Below are 17675 nucleotides of genomic sequence, written 5' to 3' on the forward strand. Positions count from 1 at the left end.
ATCTGCTCTTCCTTTCAGCTATCCCTTGGGACCGATGAGCATCGTCATGGTCCGACCTTCTCTGCGTATGTCCGTCTCCACGTTACCGAGCTCCTCGAGCTCCTCCTTCACTCTCTCCAGGACCCGTTCACCGAGCTCGGGGTGCGTCATTTCCCTGCCCCGGAACCGGAGCGTGAACTTCACCTTGTCACCGTCCTCGAGGAAGCGCCGCGCATGCCTCAGCTTGAACCCGAAGTCGTGGTCCTCGATCTTCGGCCGCATCTTGATTTCCTTGACGTGGATGACGTGCTGCTTCTTCTTCGCCTCCCGCGCCTTCCGGGCCTGTTCGTACTTGAACTTCCCGTAGTCCATGATCCGGCAAACCGGCGGCCGGGAGTTCGGCGCCACCTCCACGAGATCCAATCCGCGCTCGGCGGCGATCGACCGGGCCTCGTCGGTGGACACGATTCCGACCTGATCTCCATCCACGTCGATCAGTCGGACAGGGCTGATGCGGATTCTGTCGTTTACGCGCAGTTCTTCCTGGCTCACTTCACCTCTTCCGGGGCCGTGTAGATCGATCGCCGCTCCGGCAGGCCCGATACGAAGCGCCGAACACGAAAAAGCCCGCTCGACGAACGCCGACCGGGCACGCACAAAGACGCGACCCGTGATCGGATCGCGGCTCCGTGAATCTACCCGGCAGCTGAGCCGACTCCCCGGAGTCGGACCCGCCGAAAGGTGGGAGCAATCGCTCCACTTTCCGTGTTTTTCAGGGGCGAGAAGTTAGGGCGCTCCCCCCGGGGTGTCAACGCGCGCTCCGCGGGACCCGTGACCGCTCGGAGCTCCTTTCCAGGTCGCCTTGCGAACCCGGTCGACCCCGAGCTCGTCCCGCACGACGGCCCACAAGGTATCTCCACGCACGGCGGGTCTCGGTTCGAGCTCGAGGCGGCTTTTCGAGCGGAGGCGTATCCACTCCCCTCCGGTCTCGAGTAGATCGAATCCGAGCACCGGGGGCTGCTCGATCGGTCGAACGAGGAGGCGCCCCTTCCCGTCCGCGAAGAATCCCTCCAGCACCGGCCAGGTCCCGGGAATGCGGCTCCGGTCATAGTCGAGATCCGGGCTCGTCCGCTCGCCGAGCACCGAGAGCGCCGAATCGAGCTGGTAGGGAGACACCGGCAGGGCGGACGCCTCTCGTTCCACGCGGCGCAGCGTGTCGCCGCCGGGAACGAATTCGATCAGGCGGAATCGGTCCGTTCTCGCCTCCCACACGTTGCCGCCGGGGGAAAGCTCCCGGCGAAGCCCCGCCGTGAACGGAATGGCGACCGACACCTGCCGCCTGCGACCCGAACCATCGATCTCCGTGACGATGAATCGGTCCGCGGGTGGACGCGGGAGCGGAAAGGTGTCCGTCGGCTGTACCGCCGCGGGCCGCCCGTCCGCGCGGCGGAAGATCTCCAAACGTACGAGGATCAGCTCCATCTCCTCCCCGGCTGGACGAAATGTGACGTCCAGAAGGCGTCCTTCTCCGTCGAACCCTCCCATCCACGGTCGGGAGAAGCCGCTCGCCGGACGTCGGATGTCCGCCCGGTACAACCCCGCGGTGTCGTAGACGGACCAGCGGTTGTTCGTCACGTCGAGGATCCAGATCTCGCCCGCACCGGACAGGGCAAGGCCGGCAGGGCCGAGCAGTTCTCCCGGACCGGATCCCGGTCCGGCGTAGGTCCGCACGTGAGCACCCTGCGGGCCGAACACCCGAACCTCTCCCGCCGACACGTCCAGGACGTGGACGCGTCCGAGAGAATCCACCAGGAGTCCGCCGATGTCTCCGAACAGGTCCGGACCGGCCCCCTCGGCTCGGCCGACGGTCCAGATCTCGGACAGGACAAACGACTGTGGACCGGACTCGGGCCCGGCCGAATTCTCGGTGCAACCCGAGAGCGATGCGATCAGCGCGAGACTCGCCGGGAGTGTTCTCGACATCACTTTACTCAAAACCGTTTAAGCGATTGCAATGATTGAAGTGTGCAACACGCATGCACTCGTCCGACGCCCCTCTCGGGTTCGGCGAATCCGGAGCGACCGAATGCGCGGGTCACGCCGGACCTCGAGAGCGCCCCGAAGGCGAGGGTCACCTGTAGGGACATCTGGAGGCCCGACCGCGTTTAGGTCGATGTAACTTTTCGGCCTCGAGCGGCAAATAGAAGATGAGCCGACACGCGAGTCGGTCGGAAACGGCGGCTTTCGCGAGGACGCTCACGCTGAATCTGGTCCGGAGGCCGGTGCGGGGCGCAGCGAGCCTTTGGCTCGAGCCGGTCTCCGGTCAGGTTCCGCGGTCCGGCCGCGATCCCCCTTCCAGAAGCCACCGACCAACCCTATGCCGTCCCGTAGTGTCCTACGGGCGTACGGGTGCCCGTGCTCGGGCGCCTCTGACTACCCGGATGCCCGCAGGGAGAGCGCAATGATCGGCCAGCCCCGCCCCTGGCGTCTCTACGATGCCTCCGCCCGTCGTCTCCTCGTCATGGCCTGGGCTCTGCTCGTGGTCGTCATTCTGGGGCTGACCGTGGCCGCCTGCGCCGATGAGTCGGCCGCCAGCGGCTGGGGCGGAACGGTGGACACGCTCGCCAGCGGCGAGATCTCCGTCTACAACCCGAACCGTCCCCTGTGGGGTCCTGACGAGGCCTGGACGCTCGACGAACAGCTGCGAATCGGAACGCTCGACGGAGAAGGCCCCGACATGTTCGGAGCGATCACGGACTTCGACGTGGACGCGTACGGCCGATTCTGGATCTTCGAGGGCCAGGCCCAGGAGCTGCGCGTGTTCGACCCTCAGGGAGGCTATCTCAAGACGGTGGGCCGCCAGGGTGAGGGCCCGGGCGAGTTCAACCGGGTCATCGGCATGGAGTGGGGGCCGGACGGGAATCTCTGGATCGTCGATCCGTCCAACAACCGCCTCTCGGTGGTCGACACCACCGGAGCCTTCGTGGCGAGCCACCCCACGATCGGCGGCGTCGTCGTAATGCCTTGGCCGGGTGGGTTCGACGATTCCGGTCGTTTCTACACGTACGGGATCGACACCGCAGCCGAGGAGGAAGTGGGGCTGGTCATGGTGCGGTACGGCTCCGATCTCCAGCCCATCGACTCCGTCGCCCCCCCGGAGTATCCCGGGGAGCGACAGTTCTTCGAGCTCCGAAACGAGAACAACTGGTGGAGGACGGGAGTGCCGTACACGCCGTCTCTCGAGTGGCGGCTGAATCGAGACGGGACCTGGTGGGCGGGCCTTACCGGAGACTACCGGATCTTCCAGCTGAGCTGGGAGGGCGACACCCTGAGGTCGATCCGGCGGGATTACGAGCCCCTTCCCGTCACCACCGCCGACGTGGATGAGGCGAGGGAGAACCTGGAAGAATTCGTGAAGGCCGGCGGTAAGCCCGACTGGTCGCGGATTCCGGACGTGAAGCCGGCCTTCGACGAGTTCCTGCTCGACGACGCCGGCTACCTGTGGGTGAGGCTGGTCTCGAGCGAGGAATCGGAAGACCGCCTGTTCGACGTGTTCGATCCGGAGGGACGCTACCTGGGCCAGGTGGTTTCACCCTTCCCGATCGCCTTCTACCCACCGCCGATCATCCGAAACGGCTACCTCTACGCGGTCACCCGGGACGAGCTCGAGGTCCCCTTCGTGGTGGGCGCGGTGGTCGGGAAGCCGGCGGTCGGATCCGCTCCGAGCGGCTAGACTCCCCGGCCCGCCTCGATGACCCGCCGGGCGCGGGCCAGGCGCTCCGGGGAACCGATGTCGAGCCAGAGATCTCCCGTGGCGTCGAAGGGCAGAATCCGCGCGCCGGCGGAAGCGAGTCGAAGGTAGGCGGTCATGATGGAGAAGGCGCCGTCCTCGATGAGCTTCTCCGGAAGGTCCGGGCGCAGAGCGTGGATGCCCGTGAAGCCCGCCCTCCAGGTCGGCGCGGCAGGCTCGCGAGCCCACTCCTCGGCTCCACTTTCGGCGTCGATTCGCCCGCACAGCCCCAGGGTGTCGAAGACCAGGTAGCGGCTGGCCTCGCGGCGTTGGACCACGAGCGTCGCCAGGGCGTCGCTGGACTCGTGCGCACGGGCCACACGGCCGAGGTCGACCTCCGAGATCACGTCCACATTATGCACGAGAATCGTTCGATCGCCGCGGAAGAAGCGTCTCGCCTGCCGGATCCCCCCGCCGGTGTCGAGCCGCCTGTCCTCCTCGAGCGACACGACCACTTCGACCGGTTCCCGGGCATCCGGTGTTGCGACCGATCCCGAAGTCCGCCCGCCACTCGCAACGGCCCCGGCCAGATGGCGTTCGATGAGGCCGGCGTGGTGATGCACGTTCACCACGACGCGATCGCAGCCCGCCTCCCCGAGTCGCGACAGCGTGCGGTCGAGCTGCGTGACCCCGTCCACCGTCACCAGGGCCTTGGGGACCTCGTCGGTGAGGGGACGCAGCCGGGTTCCGAGGCCGGCCGCCAGAATCATCCCGTCCACGGCGCGACCCTTACTCGCCGGCCCCGCCGGCCGGCCAGTACGGTGCCTCCCGGTGGTGCACGTGGACCCGCACCTCGGGAAATGCCTCGCGCACGTGGGACGCGAGGCGCTCGGCGAAGTACACCGAGCGATGCTGGCCGCCTGTGCAGCCGAAGGAAACGGTGAGGCTCTCGAACCCGCGCCTCTGGTATTCGGCCACGTGCCCCTCGCACAGGGCTCGCACGCTCGCCCAGTACCTCTGGGTCTCCTCCCTCCCCGCCAGGAATCGCACGACCTCCTCGTTCGTGCCCGTGAGCCGCCGATAGACGGCCTCGCGGCCGGGATTGGGAACCGATCGGCAATCGAACACGAATCCGCCGCCGTGACCGTCCACCGGCTCCGGATAGCCCCGGCGATAGCTGAAGCTGAACACGTGCAGGACGAGGCCTCCGTGTCCCGGCTCGGAGTCGGGCATGGACCAGGCGGACGCGATGCGCGCGAACACGCGCTCGAGCTCGGGAACTTCGACCGGGAGACCCCGGTTCAGCAGAGCACCGAGGTTTCGGGCGGCAAAGGGAACGCTGCGCAGGAAGCGCGGTTTTCGCTCGAAGAACCCCCGGTAACCGTAGGCGCCCAGGGCCTGCATGATGCGCACGAGCACGTAGCCGGGGTACGAGAGCCGGAACCGGTCCGGATCGACCGTCGTCTCTTCCGAAAGCGCCGCGAGATACTCGTCCAGGAGCTCGTCCCGCAGGTCGTCCGGCAGGTCGGCCTTCGCATCGTAGAGGATCGATGCGATGTCGTACTCGGGCGCCCCGCGCCGGCCGCCCTGGTAGTCGATGAAGCGCGGAGCACCGTTCTTCAGCATCACGTTTCGTGATTGAAAGTCACGATACATGAAGTGGTCGCGGTCGCTTCCGAGGAGGAACCCGATCAGGGTCTCGAAGTCGTGCTCGAGTCGCGCTTCGTTGAACGGAACGTGCGCCAGCTTCAGGAAGTGATACTTGAAGTAGTTGAGGTCCCAGAGGATCGACTGGCGATCGAACGCCTCGCGCGGGTACGCGTCCCGGTAATCCACCACCTCCCCACCCCGCACCTGGAAGCGCGGGAGCCAGCGAACTACCTCCCGGTACCGGGAAGCGATCGGCTCCGGGAAAGTCCCCCCTCCGGACGCGCGCGCCTCTTCCAGCGCGTCGAACAGCGTGACATCCCCGAGGTCCTCGAGCAGGTACACGCCACCCTCCTCGTCCGCTGCGTACAGGTCCGGCACGGGCAAGCCGATGCCGAGGAACGCTCGCGTGAACGAGAGGAATGCGCGATTCTCCTCCGGGTCGGGGCCCATGACCCCGATGACCGGCTCGTCGCCGCCCAGCAGCCTTCGATAGGCGCGGTTCGAGCCATCGCCGGCGAGCGCGAGCACCGCCGTCGGAGCCGCCCCGAATTGGGCCCGATACAGTTCGATCAGACGTTCCTGCATGGTGGGGGAAGAAGGTATGGCCGAGGATGCGGGGCGCAACCGCAAGAAGATCGATACCGAAGCGGTCGCGCGGGAGCTTCGGTCCATGCGAGAGGAGGACCGACGCGTTCGCGACGAGCTCGTGGCCCTCGGCGTCCTGTTCGACACGTACCACGCCCGCATGGAGAGGGTACACCTGCGGAACGCCGAGCGCCTCGACGGGATACTCCGGACCTGCGGCTGGCCGGATGCGCGGAGGTTCGGAGAGGAAGCCGAAGAGGCTGCATGGATCCTGCTCATGCACTCCATCTCGCGGCCGGACATCCTCCGGCTGGGCCGGCGTCTGCTCGAGATCGCAGTGGGCCGTGGCCAATCCGATCCAGGTCGGCTGGCGCGCGTGGAGGATCGTATTCGCACTCTGGAGGGCAGGCCGCAGCGCTACGGAACCATCCTGGACTGGGACCGGAACGGCGATCTGTCTCCCCTGGAGTTGGAGAGGCCGGAGGATGTGGACCGGCGGAGAGAGGCCGTGGGCCTTCCGCCGCTTGCCGAGCACGTCGAGAGTGTCCGGCGCGACGCGGAAGCCCGAGGCGACCGTCCCCCGTCGGACCGGGACCGCAAGCAGCGGGAGTACGTGCAGTGGCTGGTCGACCGCGGCTGGCGCTGACGAGCACCTGAACGAGACACCACGGAGGACGAATGGGGAAGGTCCGGGAATACGAGGGATCGGGAATCCGCGTCGCCTGGGACGCGAAGCGGTGTATCCACGCGGCCGAGTGCGTGAGCGGGCTGCCTGAGGTATTCGATCCGAATCGAAAGCCGTGGATCGAGGCCGGCGCCGCCCCGGCCGAGAAGGTGGCCGAGGTGGTGAGGCGGTGCCCCACGGGAGCCCTGACGTACGAGCGAACCGACGGAGGCGAGGAGGAGACGGCCGAGCCTCCGAACGAGTTGCGCGTGAGTCCCGGAGGCCCGGTGTACGCCTCGGGGGACCTGCGCATCGTGGATTCCGACCGTGTCGAGATCATGAAGCTGGCGAGAATGGCGCTTTGTCGTTGTGGCCATTCGGACCACAAGCCGTTCTGCGATGGGAAGCACGCGGAGGCCGACTTCGACGACCCGGGATACCTCGACGACCCGCGGGTGCGTCCCGCCGGGGACGACGACTCCACTCACCTGACCGTTCGACTGCGGACCGACGGCCCGCTGGTGCTCGAGGGCCGCTTCCGGATCGAGGGGGACGACGGCGCGGCAGCCGAGGGAGCGGCCTGCGCCCTGTGCCGGTGCGGGCACTCGGGCAACAAGCCTTTCTGCGACGGGAGCCACCGCGAAGCCGGCTTTCGGACCGACGACCCGACGGCGGGGTGACGAACGAGCGCACCGACGAACGTACCGCGACCCCACTGAACCCGCGCGCCCTGGGGGTCTATCGCTATCGTCCGGCGCCGCACTCCCCCGGCAGCGGAAACCACCGCAGGTGCTCGAAGTCCTCCGTGAGGACGTCGGCGCACCGTCCGGACGGACCCCCGTCCTCGGCCCGAGCCACGATCTTGGCCGCCTCCTCGAGGTAGCTCTCCAGCTCCGACTCCCCTGCCGCGGAACGGTGACGCGGGCATTCAATCCCGGCCGGGGTGTACCGGATGTCCCACAGGCTCATCGGAGGGCGGGTGCGCCCCCGGCTGTGGGTCCACAGGCCGGAGTGTGGATCGAAGTCGTACTGCTTCAGCAGCTTTCCGCCGTGGTTCGCCACGAAGTGGACGGCATCGAGGATGAACTCGAACACCGCTTCCGAGATGAAGTAGTTGAAGTTCACCCGAACCCAACCCGGCTTGATCCCCTCACACCCTCGACCGATCTCCCGTTCGAACTCGCGGGAGGTCTCGACGTCGATACCCAGAAGTCGGTGCCCGTACGGACCGGCGCACGAACAGCCTCCGCGAGACTGGATTCCGAACAGGTCGTTCAGCAGGGCCACGACCAGATTGTGATGCAGGTACTGGCCCGAATCTCCCTGGCGGATCACGAAGGAAACGATCGACAGCCGCTCGTGCGCCCTGTCCCCGAGGATCTCGATGTTCGGGTTCGCGCTCCAGGAATCGATGGCCCGCCGGATGAAAGACTCCTCCCGCTCGCGGATGACCTCCTGGCCCACGGCTTCCTTCAGCGCGAAGACGAGACCGGCCCGAATCGCCCCTATGATCTGGGGTGTACCGCCCTCCTCCCGCTGCTCCGGGTCTTCGAAATACCGGTGATCATCCGGATTCACGTACCAGACGGTCCCCCCTCCCGGGACCACGGGAACGCGGTTCGTGAACAGCTCGCGCCGCGCCACGAGGATGCCCGGCGTATCCGGCCCGCCGATCATCTTGTGGGGCGAAATGAAGACGGCGTCCTTGTAGTCCAGCCGGTCCTCGCCGGTCTCCCCGGCCGGGCCCATGCGGATTCCCACGTAGGGCGCTGCAGCCGCGAAATCCCACAGGGACAGTGCGCCGTGGCGGTGCAGAAGCACCGAGACCTCGCGCACGGGGGTGGTGATGCCGGTCACGTTCGAAGCGGCCGAGAAGGAGCCGATCTTCAAGGGACGGCCCTCGAACTCCAGCAGCCGCTCTTCGAGCTCACCGAGGTCGATCCCGCCGTGAAGGTCTTCGTGAATGGTGACGACGTCCGCGATCGACTCTCTCCACGGCAGCTCGTTCGAGTGGTGCTCGTACGGCCCGATGAACACGACCGGCCGCTCTTCGGCGGGAATGTGCTTCGAAAGCTGGTACCGATCGTCGAGATCGGCCGGGATGCGCAGATTCAGGACTCCGATCAAACGATCGATCGCCCCTGTGGACCCCGTGCCGCAGAAGATGACGGCGTGATCGTCGGTGGCGCCTACGCACCGGGCGATGATCCGGCGGGCGTCCTCCCGGAATCGCGTCGTCTGAAGGCCCGTGCCGGAGCTCTCCGTGTGCGTGTTCGCATACAGGGGCAGGACGGACTCCCGAATGAAGTCCTCGATGATCCCCAGAGATCGCCCGGAGGCCGTGTAGTCCGCATAGGTGACCCGCCGGGGACCGAACGGACCCGGCACGGCCTCGTTCTCGCCGATCACGGAAGACCGGATCAGTTCGACGAGCTCACTGCCGTCCCCGGGACCGAACTCGATCACGTGCCGACCCACTCCGCCGGGTCATCATCCGGCCCGCCCACGACCACGTCCGCGGGTCGGGACCCGAGGAGAACGGCGATCCAGCGAGTCTCTTCGTTGGCGGCCAGGATGATCTTCATGATCATCGTGAGGGGCACCGAGAGGAGCATCCCCACGGGTCCCAGAACCCAGCCCCAGAAGATCAGGGAGAGGAACACGACCAGGGTCGAGAGCCCCATTCCCTCGCCCATGACCCTGGGCTCGATGATGTTCCCGATCGCCGTGTTGATCACCAGATAGCCAATCGCCGTGAGGATGCCGTCACCCGGCCCGAACTGGAGGAAGGCGAGCATGACGGCCGGAATGGCCGCGATGAACGAACCGATGCTGGGCACGTAGTTGAGCAGGAACGCCAGCAGGCCCCACAGGAGTGCATAATCGACACCGATGATTCGGAGCCACACGGCCACGAGCACGCCCGTGGCGAGGCTCAACAGGGTCTTGAGCGCCAGGTAGTGGCGGACCTTGTCGTTGATTTCCGCGAAAGGAAGCAGGTTGCGGCCCGCGCGCGGGAAGGCCAGCCGCAGCTTGCCCGGGAAACCCGAGATCTCGAGCAGTATGAACAGGGTAATGATGAGGATGATGGCGATCTTGCCGAGAACGTCGCCGACGCCGGTGAATATGCGCCCCACCACGCGCAGCAGCTCGCCCGGATCGAAGGAGTCGGCCAGCAGCTGGCCAGAGACCTCGAATCCGTGCGAGGCGAGCCACCGCACCAGCTCGTCCACCTTCAACTCGAGGCGCACCTGATACCCGGGCAGCGACCGGGTGAAGTCGATCAGCGAGGTACCGATCACGGTGCCCGTGATCGTCCCGATGCTGAGCAGCATCAATACGATCGCCAGCACCGAGATCCACGTCGGGAGCCCCTTCCTCTGCATCCAGCGCAGCGGGGTGGCGCAGATCACGGCGAGCATCACCGCCAGGAGGAACGGCACCACGATGGACTCGGCCGTCCGCACCCCGGCGACGAGCACCACGAACGCCGCCCCGTACAGGAGGAAGCGTCCCGCCCTGCTGATCCCCGTCCCGTTGGTCATCCGTTTTCTCCGCACTCGATTGCGGCCGGCGGAACTGTTGCGGCCGTCCGCGAAACCGTAAGGTAACGTGCGATATGGTGCTGTCGTCAACGGCGATTCAGAAAGGCGGAGCCGGCGGCCTTGACTCGACTTCTCTCGACATGGCCTATCGTCGCGGCAGTCCTGACCGTGGTGCTCTCGGTCATCGTGTCGGGACACGTGCTGCTTCACAAGCGCGAGGTGCGGGCCGCCATCGGCTGGATCGGGCTCGCATGGCTCGCCCCCGTGTTCGGGTCCCTGCTCTACCTCCTGTTCGGGATCAACCGGGTCAAGCGGCGCGGCTCGGAGATCCACGCGAGCATGGACCGTGTGCCGGCCCGGCACCGGCTCCCGCCCGCCCTCGTGCCTCCTTCCGACTCGCCTCCGGTCGAGAATTCCCTTCGATCTCTGGCCCGCGCCATGGATCGGGTGACGCAGAACGAGCTCTTGCCCGGCAATCGGGTCCGCCCGCTCCGGAACGGGGACGAGGCGTATCCCGCCATGCTGGAGGCGATCGACGCGGCCCGCTCGTCGGTCGGGCTCGTCACGTACATCTTCGATGTGGACCGGATCGGCTGGAAGTTCGTCGAAGCCCTCTCCCGGGCCGCCGCGCGGGGCGTCCAGGTCCGGGTCCTGATCGATGGGGTGGGGGCCGCCTACAGCAAGCCCCGCGCTCCCGGGGTCCTCGCGGAGCGCGGGGTCCGTGTCGCCCAGTTCGGCGGCAGCATGGTCCCGTGGCACATGGCGTACCTCAACCTGAGGAACCACCGGAAGATCCTCGTGGTAGACGGACGCATCGGGTTCGCGGGCGGCCTGAACATCAGGGAAGCATCCTGTCTGTCCATCGAGAGCCGGCAGCCGACGCGAGACCTGCATTTCGAGCTCGATGGACCGGTGGTGGGCGAGCTGGTGGATGCCTTCGCCAAGGACTGGACGCACACGACGGGAGAGCACCTGGACGGGGATCCGTGGCGTCCCTCCCTGCCCCGCTCCGGTCCGACGACCGCACGCGGGGTCAGCGACGGCCCCGACGACGACTTCGAGAAGCTGCACTGGACCATCCTGGCCGCGCTCCGGTCCGCACGGAGTCACGTACGGATCCTGACGCCGTATTTTCTGCCCGACCAGGCCTTGATCAGTGCACTGAACGTGGTCACCCTGGGAGGCGTGCGTCTCGACATCGTGATTCCCGAGGTCAACAATCTCCGGATCGTCGGTTGGGCGATGAGAGCACAGCTGGCCCGCGTGATGGAGCACGGAGCGAGGGTATGGTTGAGTCCACCGCCATTCGACCACTCGAAGCTCATGCTGGTCGACGAAGGGTGGGCCCTGTTCGGCTCCGGAAACTGGGATCCCCGCAGTCTGCGCCTCAACTTCGAGTTCAACGTCGAGTGCTATGATCGCGAGCTGGTGTCGCAGCTCGACGGCATCGTGGCCGAGAAGATCGACGATGCGCGTCCCCTGTCCCGGGACGAACTGGACCGACGGAGCCTGCCCGAGAAGCTGAGAGACGGTACCGCGTGGCTCTTTTCTCCTTACTTATGATCGAGAATGGCGGGACAAAGCGAATGGAATCGCGCAATCGGCACCGGACCGTCGTGACCGCGAGGCTCGGGCGGTCGGGCCCCGGGGATCGGCCGTCATGCTCGTAGGCGGTGTGCAGACCCGTTCGATCCGTGAAGTGGAGGGTCCGGGTGGACCCCTCATCGAGGTCATCGACCAGACCGCCCTTCCCCACCGCGTACGCCGGGAGACGCTGAACACGGTGGAGGATGCCGCCCGGGCGATCCGGGACATGTGGGTTCGTGGCGCTCCCCTGATCGGAGTGACCGCTGCATACGGGCTCGCCCTGGCATGCCGTATCGATGCGTCGGACGCCGGCCTCGGCGCGGCGGCGAGCCGCCTGCTGGACACGCGGCCGACCGCGGTCAACCTCCGCTGGGCGATCCAGGAGACCCGGGAGCGACTCGAGGCGCTCCCGCCCGCGGAGAGGGAGTCGGCGGCCTTCGCCCGGGCCCGACAGATGGCGGACGAAGACGTGGACCGGTGCCGGGCGATCGGACGACACGGCGGCGAGGTGCTCGAGGCGATCGCCCGCGGAGCCGATCGGAAGCGTCCTATCCAGGTGCTGACCCACTGCAACGCAGGCTGGCTCGCCACCGTGGATTGGGGCACGGCCCTTGCCCCGGTGTACCGGGTGCATCGCGACGGTATTCCCGTGCACGTGTGGGTCAGCGAGACGAGACCGAGGAACCAGGGGGCCTCGCTCACCGCATGGGAGCTCCGCGAGGAGGGCGTCGATCACACCGTCGTCGTGGACAACGCCTCCGGACACCTGCTCAGAACCGGTCGCGTGGACGTGGTGATCACCGGCACGGATCGGACCACCGCCGCGGGCGACGTGTGCAACAAGATCGGCACCTACATGAAGGCCGTCGCCGCCCGCGACGCGGGCGTTCCCTTCTACGCCGCGGTTCCGGGCCCGTCGATCGACTGGGAGATCGGAGAGGGCGAGGCCCACCTTATCCCGATCGAGGAGAGGGACCCGACGGAAGTCTCCGAGGTGGGCGGCTTCGGTCCCGATGCCCGCCCATCCAGCGTTCGAATCACTCCTCCGGACACCCCGGTGTTCAACCCCGGCTTCGACGTGACCCCGGCGAGGCTGGTCACCGGCCTGATCACGGAGAAAGGGGTATGCGAGGCCGGTTCCGACGCCCTCCGGGCGCTGTACGCCTCCACCTGACGGAAGAGATGAGGAGCATGAGAGTACTGCAGATCGATGCCTTCGCGGACGAGCCCTTTTCCGGAAACCCGGCCGCCGTGTGCCTGCTCACGGGTCCGACGGACCCCGGCTGGATGCAGAGCGTCGCCCGGGAGATGAACCTCTCGGAGACGGCCTTCGTGCACGCGAGGGAGGAGGGACATGCACGTCCTCTGCGCTGGTTCACCCCGGAGGTAGAGGTCGAGCTGTGCGGTCATGCGACGCTGGCGGCGGCACATGCGCTGTGGGAGGAAGGTCTCGCCGACCCGGAGGAGCCGCTTCTGTTCGACACCCTCGGGGGGCGATTGGCAGCCACGAGGCGAGGAGACGGGATCGAGATGGACTTCCCGGCCGAGCCTGCCGAGCCCTGCGAGCCTCCTCCCGGACTGCTGGAGGCCCTCGGCGGCCTGGCCCCGGTCACGGTGGCCAGGAACCGCTTCGACGTTCTGGTCGAAGTGGAGGACGAAGCCGTCGTCCGCGGCCTGCGGCCCGACTTTCAGCGCCTGTCGAGCGCTCCGGTCCGCGGCGTCATGGTCACATCGGCGGCAGGACACGATCTCGTGGCCCGTGGGGTGGACTTCGTGTCGCGCTTCTTCGCCCCTGCGGTGGGCGTCGCCGAGGACCCGGTCACCGGCTCGGCTCACTGCTGTCTCGGGCCATGGTGGGCCCGGAGGCTCGGCACGGATGACCTCGTTGGCCGTCAGCTCTCCGAGCGAGGGGGCACCGTGGGAGTTCGCGTTCGGGACGATCGGGTTCTGCTCTCCGGCCGGGCCGTCACCGTGCTGGAGGGCCGCCTCCTGGCCTGACGGCCGCGGCCGCGAAACGGCGCACGATGTCGCCGGCGGGCTCGATCGAAGCGATGCCGGCGACGCTCTTTCCCGCCTGCCAGAACTCCAGACGCCCGGATGAGTCGCGGTTCGCACGGGCGAGCCGACGTCCCGACCGCACCGCATAGAACCACCGCATCCAGTGCTTGGTCCGAGGGTGACGCAGAAGGGCCCTGGCGATGGGTCCCGCCCGAGTGCCCATCGCCTCGACGTAGGGCGTACGGATCACCGAGAGCGGCACACCGGTCACCCGGTCGCTCAGCACCACATCCGCCTCGGATGCCTCGAGGATTGCGTGCTTGTACGCATCGGACGCCGTGCACTCGGAGGTGGCGATGAACCGGGTGCCCATCTGAACGCCGCAGTATCCGAGGCTCAGGGCCTCGACGAACTCGGCCTCGGTGGACACGCCTCCGGCGCAAACGACGGGCAGGCCCAGATCTTTCACCTGTCCGAGGAGGCGATCGGCCGGCATCGGACCGGCGTGCCCGCCCGCGCGGTCGTTCACCGCGATCAGACCATCCACTCCCGCGTCCACCGCCTTCTCGGCCCACTTGCGTTCCGTCACGTCGTGATAGACGACCCCGCCGGCGGATCGGACCTGCTCCACGACCCAGGCGGGCTTGCCGAGCGACGTCACGAAGAAGCGTATTCCCTCTTCGAGCGCGACATCGAGCCACCGGGCCATCCGGTCCGCGTAGCGCCGGGAGGACTTCTCGATCAGAACGTTGAACCCGATCGGCCGGGAGGTGAGGGAGCGAATGTAGCGAAGGCCGTCGCGAAGACCGTGGCCGTGAACGTACGTGAGGGACACGGGCTGGACGATCCCGATCGCCCCGGCCTCCGACACCGCGGCGACCAGCTCCGGGTTGCCACACGGGTACATCGCCCCACCGATGAGGGGAACCTGGATGCTCGCGTGGCGGGTGAGGGGCGTCTCCAGGGGGCCGGCCGTCACAGATCGAATCTCTGCCCGGCTCGGGCGACCTCGAACCCGGCCTCGATCACGGCCTCCCGTTCGGGGCCACCCTCGTCCAGGAGTGGATTCGAGTTGTTCAGATGAGTCAGCACGATCCGGTGGTCGCCGGTCAGCGGACCCAGCCGGCGCATCGTGTCCCGCACGAGCGGGTGAGGGACCTCGGACTGGCTTCTTCCGGGCAGCTCATCCATCGAGTAGAACGAGGAGTCGAGCATCGCGATGTCCACCCCGGCCACCACCGCCGAGATGTCGCGGTCCCACGCGTCCCAGCTGTCGATGTCGGGAAGGTACAGCAAGGACGCTCGCTTGCCGCGAAACACGAACCCCACCGTGTCCGAATACTCCTCCCTGTGCGGAACCTCCAGCGCCGTGACCTCGAGACCCGGCGCGAGCACCACGGGTCGATCCGGATGCAGGACCCTGAGGTCGAGCCTGCCCTCCCGAACCATCAGGTCCCACGGACCGTTCGTGCTCAGGAAGTGCGCCATGCGTTCCGTGCAGAAACAGGGGGTGCTCTCGATCCCCAGCCCCTCCCGGCCCAGTAGCGCGAGCCCGAGGTAGTGCCCGATGTGAGCATGCGTCAGGAGGATCCCCTCGAACGGTCTCCGTTCGGAGGCACGACGGCGAAAGGCCTCCCCCGGGATGAGATCCATCTGCCGGACCAGATCCGGAGACGCGTCCACGAGCCAGGCCCGCCCCGAGGTCGGGTCGACGATGGCCAGGGACGCCACGAAGTGGGGATCAATCCGGGCCCGATCACATCGCTCCGTCCAGCAACCCGCCTGCGGAAGGCCACCGTCTTGAATCGAGCCCAGGACAAGGCACTCGTACTGCGGCGTGTTCGGGAACCACGGAAGGCTTCGAGCACCGAGGACGGCCGACGCACCGGCGACCGCGAACTGCCGGCGAGTCCAGGCCCCGTGGGTCACGGCGCCAGGGCCCTCGATCCGATCTCTTCGCGGATACGCTCGACGAATGCCTCGACCGGCATCACCACCTGCTTCTTCTCGGCTCCCCGGGCGCGAACTGCGACCGTCCCGCTCTCGAGCTCACGACCGCCGACCACCAGCAGGTACGGGACCTTGCTGAGCTCACCGTCCCGGATCCGGTAGTTGAGGGTGTCCGAGCGGACGTCGAGCTCGGCGAGCACGCCCGCCTCCCGCAACCTATCCACCACCGCCTGCGCGCCCTCCGCCTGTTCGTCCGTGATCGGAAGAACGCGGACCTGCTCCGGAGCGAGCCACACGGGAAACGCACCCGCGAAGTGCTCGATCAGGAAGCCGGTGAACCTCTCCAGAGTCCCGAAGATCGCTCGATGGATCATCACCGGCCGGTGCGGCCTGTTGTCGGTTCCGACGTATTCGAGCTCGAACCGCTCCGGGAGGTTGAAGTCCAGCTGGATGGTCGCGCCCTGCCACTCCCGTCCGATCGCGTCCTTGAACTTGATGTCGATCTTCGGTCCGTAGAAGGCACCGCCCCCGACATCTATCCCGTACGGCCGGCCGATCCTGTCCAGCGCCCGCTGAAGGTCGGCCTCTGCCCGATCCCACACGGAATCCGCGCCGATTCTCTTCTCTGGACGCGTGGAAAGATCGAGTCGGTACTCCAGGCCCAGCGTTCCCATCACCTCGTCGATCAGATCGATGCAGGTGAAGATCTCGTCTTCCACCTGGTCCGGCGTGCAGAAGATGTGACCGTCGTCCATGGTCAGCATCCGAACCCGGAGAAGCCCGTGCAGGGTGCCCGAGCGCTCATATCGGTAAACGTTGGCGATCTCCGACAGCCGCAGCGGGAGGTCGCGGTAGCTGCGCTGCCGGGCCTCGTAGATCATCACGTGGCCAGGGCAGTTCATCGGCTTCACCCGGAACGCCTCGCCCTCTCCCTCGCCCTGCATGCTCGGGTACATGTTCTCGGCGTAGGCTGGCAGGTGGCCGGACCGGAGGAAGAGCGCTTCGCTCGCCAGGTGAGGCGTGAAGACGAACTCGTATCCCTGCACTTCCAGGAGGTCCTCGATCCAGCGTCGCAGCCGGTGCTGAATGCGCGCCCCCTTCGGGTGCCAGGCGACGAGGCCCGGTCCGAACTCCTCGTGGAAGCTGAACAGATCCAGCTCCTGACCGAGCCTGCGGTGATCGCGCTTCCTGGCCTCCTCGAGCTGGTCCAGATAGGCGTCGAGAGACTTCCGATCGTAGAACGCCGTCCCGTAGATCCGCTGCAGCATCTGGCGGGTCTCGTCGCCTCGCCAGTAGGCCCCGGCTCCCGACAGCAGCTTGAAGTGGCGGATCTCGTCGGTCGAGGCCACGTGCGGTCCGCGGCACAGGTCGGTGAATGGACCGTCGGTGTAGGTGGAGATCGTTTCGTCCTGTGGGATTTCGGCCAGTCGCTCGAGCTTGAGCGGATCGTCCTCGAACAGGCTCTCTGCCTCTTCTCGGCTCACCTCCTGCCGCTCGAAGGCGTATCCCTCTTGCACGATCTCGCCCATGCGCGCCTCGATGCGCTCCAGGTCCTCGGGCGTGAACGGCTCCGGCACATCGAAGTCGTAGTAGAACCCGTTCTCGATCGGAGGTCCGAAGCCGATGCCCGCACCCGGATACAGGTCGCGCACGGCCGTGGCGAGAACGTGGGCGGTCGAGTGGCGAAGCGCGTACAGCGCGTCGGCGTCGTCGTCTCCCCGCGTGACGATCGCCACGGTCGCCCCATCCGGCAGCGGACGATCGAGGTCCCGAAGCTCTCCATTCACCTTCGCCGCCACGGCGGCGCGGGCGAGCCCGGGACCGATATCAGCGGCCAGTTGTCTGGCGGTCGAGCCCGCCGGGAGCTCCCTGCTGGATCCGTCCGGGAGAGAGACGTTCATGCTGGAATCGCTCATCGCGTACCCGTCGATGATTCGAGTGACGGCAAACGGCGGATCCCGATTCCGATCCGGCGAACCGCCGATAC

At 67.1% G+C, this 17675-nt stretch carries 15 protein-coding genes; 6 read left to right on the plus strand and 9 right to left on the minus strand.

Annotation, left to right across the window (positions count from 1 at the left end; all coding sequences use genetic code 11):
- Positions 1-18 precede the first annotated feature (18 nt).
- A complete protein-coding gene (infC, locus tag AC36XV_RS09255; RefSeq protein ID WP_492203400.1) occupies positions 19-531 on the minus strand; it encodes a translation initiation factor IF-3 in 513 nt (170 codons plus the stop codon).
- Positions 532-765: 234 nt separating this feature from the next.
- On the minus strand, positions 766-1962 hold the full coding sequence (locus tag AC36XV_RS09260; RefSeq protein WP_492203401.1) for an NHL repeat-containing protein: 1197 nt from the start codon (positions 1960-1962) through the stop codon (positions 766-768).
- Positions 1963-2440: 478 nt separating this feature from the next.
- Here AC36XV_RS09260 and AC36XV_RS09265 point away from each other — a divergent pair, with 478 nt between their 5' ends.
- On the plus strand, positions 2441-3712 hold the full coding sequence (locus AC36XV_RS09265; protein WP_492203402.1) for a 6-bladed beta-propeller: 1272 nt from the start codon (positions 2441-2443) through the stop codon (positions 3710-3712).
- On the opposite strand, the gene AC36XV_RS09270 is transcribed toward AC36XV_RS09265, so the two are convergent.
- A complete protein-coding gene (locus AC36XV_RS09270; RefSeq protein WP_492203444.1) occupies positions 3709-4479 on the minus strand; it encodes a nucleotidyltransferase family protein in 771 nt (256 codons plus the stop codon). The genes AC36XV_RS09265 and AC36XV_RS09270 overlap by 4 nt on opposite strands.
- Before the next feature lie 19 nt (positions 4480-4498).
- On the minus strand, positions 4499-5944 hold the full coding sequence (locus AC36XV_RS09275) for a RapZ C-terminal domain-containing protein (RefSeq protein WP_492203403.1): 1446 nt from the start codon (positions 5942-5944) through the stop codon (positions 4499-4501).
- Between the two features lie 16 nt (positions 5945-5960).
- Between AC36XV_RS09275 and AC36XV_RS09280 the strand changes: the two genes are divergently transcribed.
- Entirely contained in the window at positions 5961-6590 is a 630-nt protein-coding gene (locus AC36XV_RS09280; RefSeq protein WP_492203404.1) for a DUF6624 domain-containing protein, read from the plus strand.
- Between the two features lie 32 nt (positions 6591-6622).
- A complete protein-coding gene (locus tag AC36XV_RS09285; protein WP_492203405.1) occupies positions 6623-7288 on the plus strand; it encodes a CDGSH iron-sulfur domain-containing protein in 666 nt (221 codons plus the stop codon).
- A 64-nt stretch (positions 7289-7352) separates the two neighbouring features.
- Here the strand turns inward: AC36XV_RS09285 and AC36XV_RS09290 are convergent, their stop codons facing one another.
- Positions 7353-9074 (minus strand): aminotransferase class V-fold PLP-dependent enzyme, encoded by a 1722-nt coding sequence (locus AC36XV_RS09290; RefSeq protein WP_492203406.1) that lies wholly within the window; start codon positions 9072-9074, stop codon positions 7353-7355.
- Entirely contained in the window at positions 9071-10153 is a 1083-nt protein-coding gene (locus AC36XV_RS09295) for an AI-2E family transporter (RefSeq protein WP_492203407.1), read from the minus strand. The genes AC36XV_RS09290 and AC36XV_RS09295 overlap by 4 nt, the downstream gene beginning before the upstream one ends.
- 120 nt (positions 10154-10273) lie before the next feature.
- Here AC36XV_RS09295 and AC36XV_RS09300 point away from each other — a divergent pair, with 120 nt between their 5' ends.
- The 3 genes from AC36XV_RS09300 (at position 10274) to AC36XV_RS09310 (ending at position 13738) form a co-directional block, all read left to right on the plus strand.
- A complete protein-coding gene (locus AC36XV_RS09300; protein ID WP_492203408.1) occupies positions 10274-11716 on the plus strand; it encodes a phospholipase D-like domain-containing protein in 1443 nt (480 codons plus the stop codon).
- Positions 11717-11813: 97 nt separating this feature from the next.
- The gene (mtnA, locus tag AC36XV_RS09305; RefSeq protein WP_492203409.1) at positions 11814-12914 is read left to right on the plus strand and encodes an S-methyl-5-thioribose-1-phosphate isomerase; all 1101 of its coding nucleotides are present in this window, start codon (positions 11814-11816) and stop codon (positions 12912-12914) included.
- Positions 12915-12931: 17 nt separating this feature from the next.
- On the plus strand, positions 12932-13738 hold the full coding sequence (locus AC36XV_RS09310) for a PhzF family phenazine biosynthesis protein (RefSeq protein WP_492203410.1): 807 nt from the start codon (positions 12932-12934) through the stop codon (positions 13736-13738).
- Here AC36XV_RS09310 and AC36XV_RS09315 read toward each other — a convergent pair.
- From AC36XV_RS09315 to thrS, 3 genes are read right to left on the minus strand one after another with little or no spacing between them, the layout of a single operon-like run.
- Positions 13707-14717 (minus strand): NAD(P)H-dependent flavin oxidoreductase, encoded by a 1011-nt coding sequence (locus AC36XV_RS09315; protein ID WP_492203411.1) that lies wholly within the window; start codon positions 14715-14717, stop codon positions 13707-13709. The genes AC36XV_RS09310 and AC36XV_RS09315 overlap by 32 nt on opposite strands.
- Positions 14714-15667, minus strand: a complete 954-nt coding sequence (locus tag AC36XV_RS09320; protein ID WP_492203412.1) for an MBL fold metallo-hydrolase — start codon at positions 15665-15667, stop codon at positions 14714-14716. Before AC36XV_RS09320 ends, AC36XV_RS09315 begins: the two co-directional genes overlap by 4 nt.
- Positions 15664-17604 (minus strand): threonine--tRNA ligase, encoded by a 1941-nt coding sequence (thrS, locus tag AC36XV_RS09325; protein WP_492203413.1) that lies wholly within the window; start codon positions 17602-17604, stop codon positions 15664-15666. The genes AC36XV_RS09320 and thrS overlap by 4 nt, the downstream gene beginning before the upstream one ends.
- Between the last annotated feature and the right edge of the window lie 71 nt (positions 17605-17675).

It is taken from the genome of Candidatus Benthicola sp., from assembly GCF_058719085.1.

Coding starts and splice junctions, on each gene's coding strand:
- AC36XV_RS09260 (WP_492203401.1), bottom strand. CDS start 1,962: ATGTCGAGAACACTCCCGGCGAGTCTCGCGCTGATCGCATCGCTCTCG.
- AC36XV_RS09265 (WP_492203402.1), top strand. CDS start 2,441: ATGATCGGCCAGCCCCGCCCCTGGCGTCTCTACGATGCCTCCGCCCGT.
- AC36XV_RS09270 (WP_492203444.1), bottom strand. CDS start 4,479: ATGATTCTGGCGGCCGGCCTCGGAACCCGGCTGCGTCCCCTCACCGAC.
- AC36XV_RS09275 (WP_492203403.1), bottom strand. CDS start 5,944: ATGCAGGAACGTCTGATCGAACTGTATCGGGCCCAATTCGGGGCGGCT.
- AC36XV_RS09280 (WP_492203404.1), top strand. CDS start 5,961: ATGGCCGAGGATGCGGGGCGCAACCGCAAGAAGATCGATACCGAAGCG.
- AC36XV_RS09285 (WP_492203405.1), top strand. CDS start 6,623: ATGGGGAAGGTCCGGGAATACGAGGGATCGGGAATCCGCGTCGCCTGG.
- AC36XV_RS09295 (WP_492203407.1), bottom strand. CDS start 10,153: ATGACCAACGGGACGGGGATCAGCAGGGCGGGACGCTTCCTCCTGTAC.
- mtnA (WP_492203409.1), top strand. CDS start 11,814: ATGCTCGTAGGCGGTGTGCAGACCCGTTCGATCCGTGAAGTGGAGGGT.
- AC36XV_RS09310 (WP_492203410.1), top strand. CDS start 12,932: ATGAGAGTACTGCAGATCGATGCCTTCGCGGACGAGCCCTTTTCCGGA.
- thrS (WP_492203413.1), bottom strand. CDS start 17,604: ATGAGCGATTCCAGCATGAACGTCTCTCTCCCGGACGGATCCAGCAGG.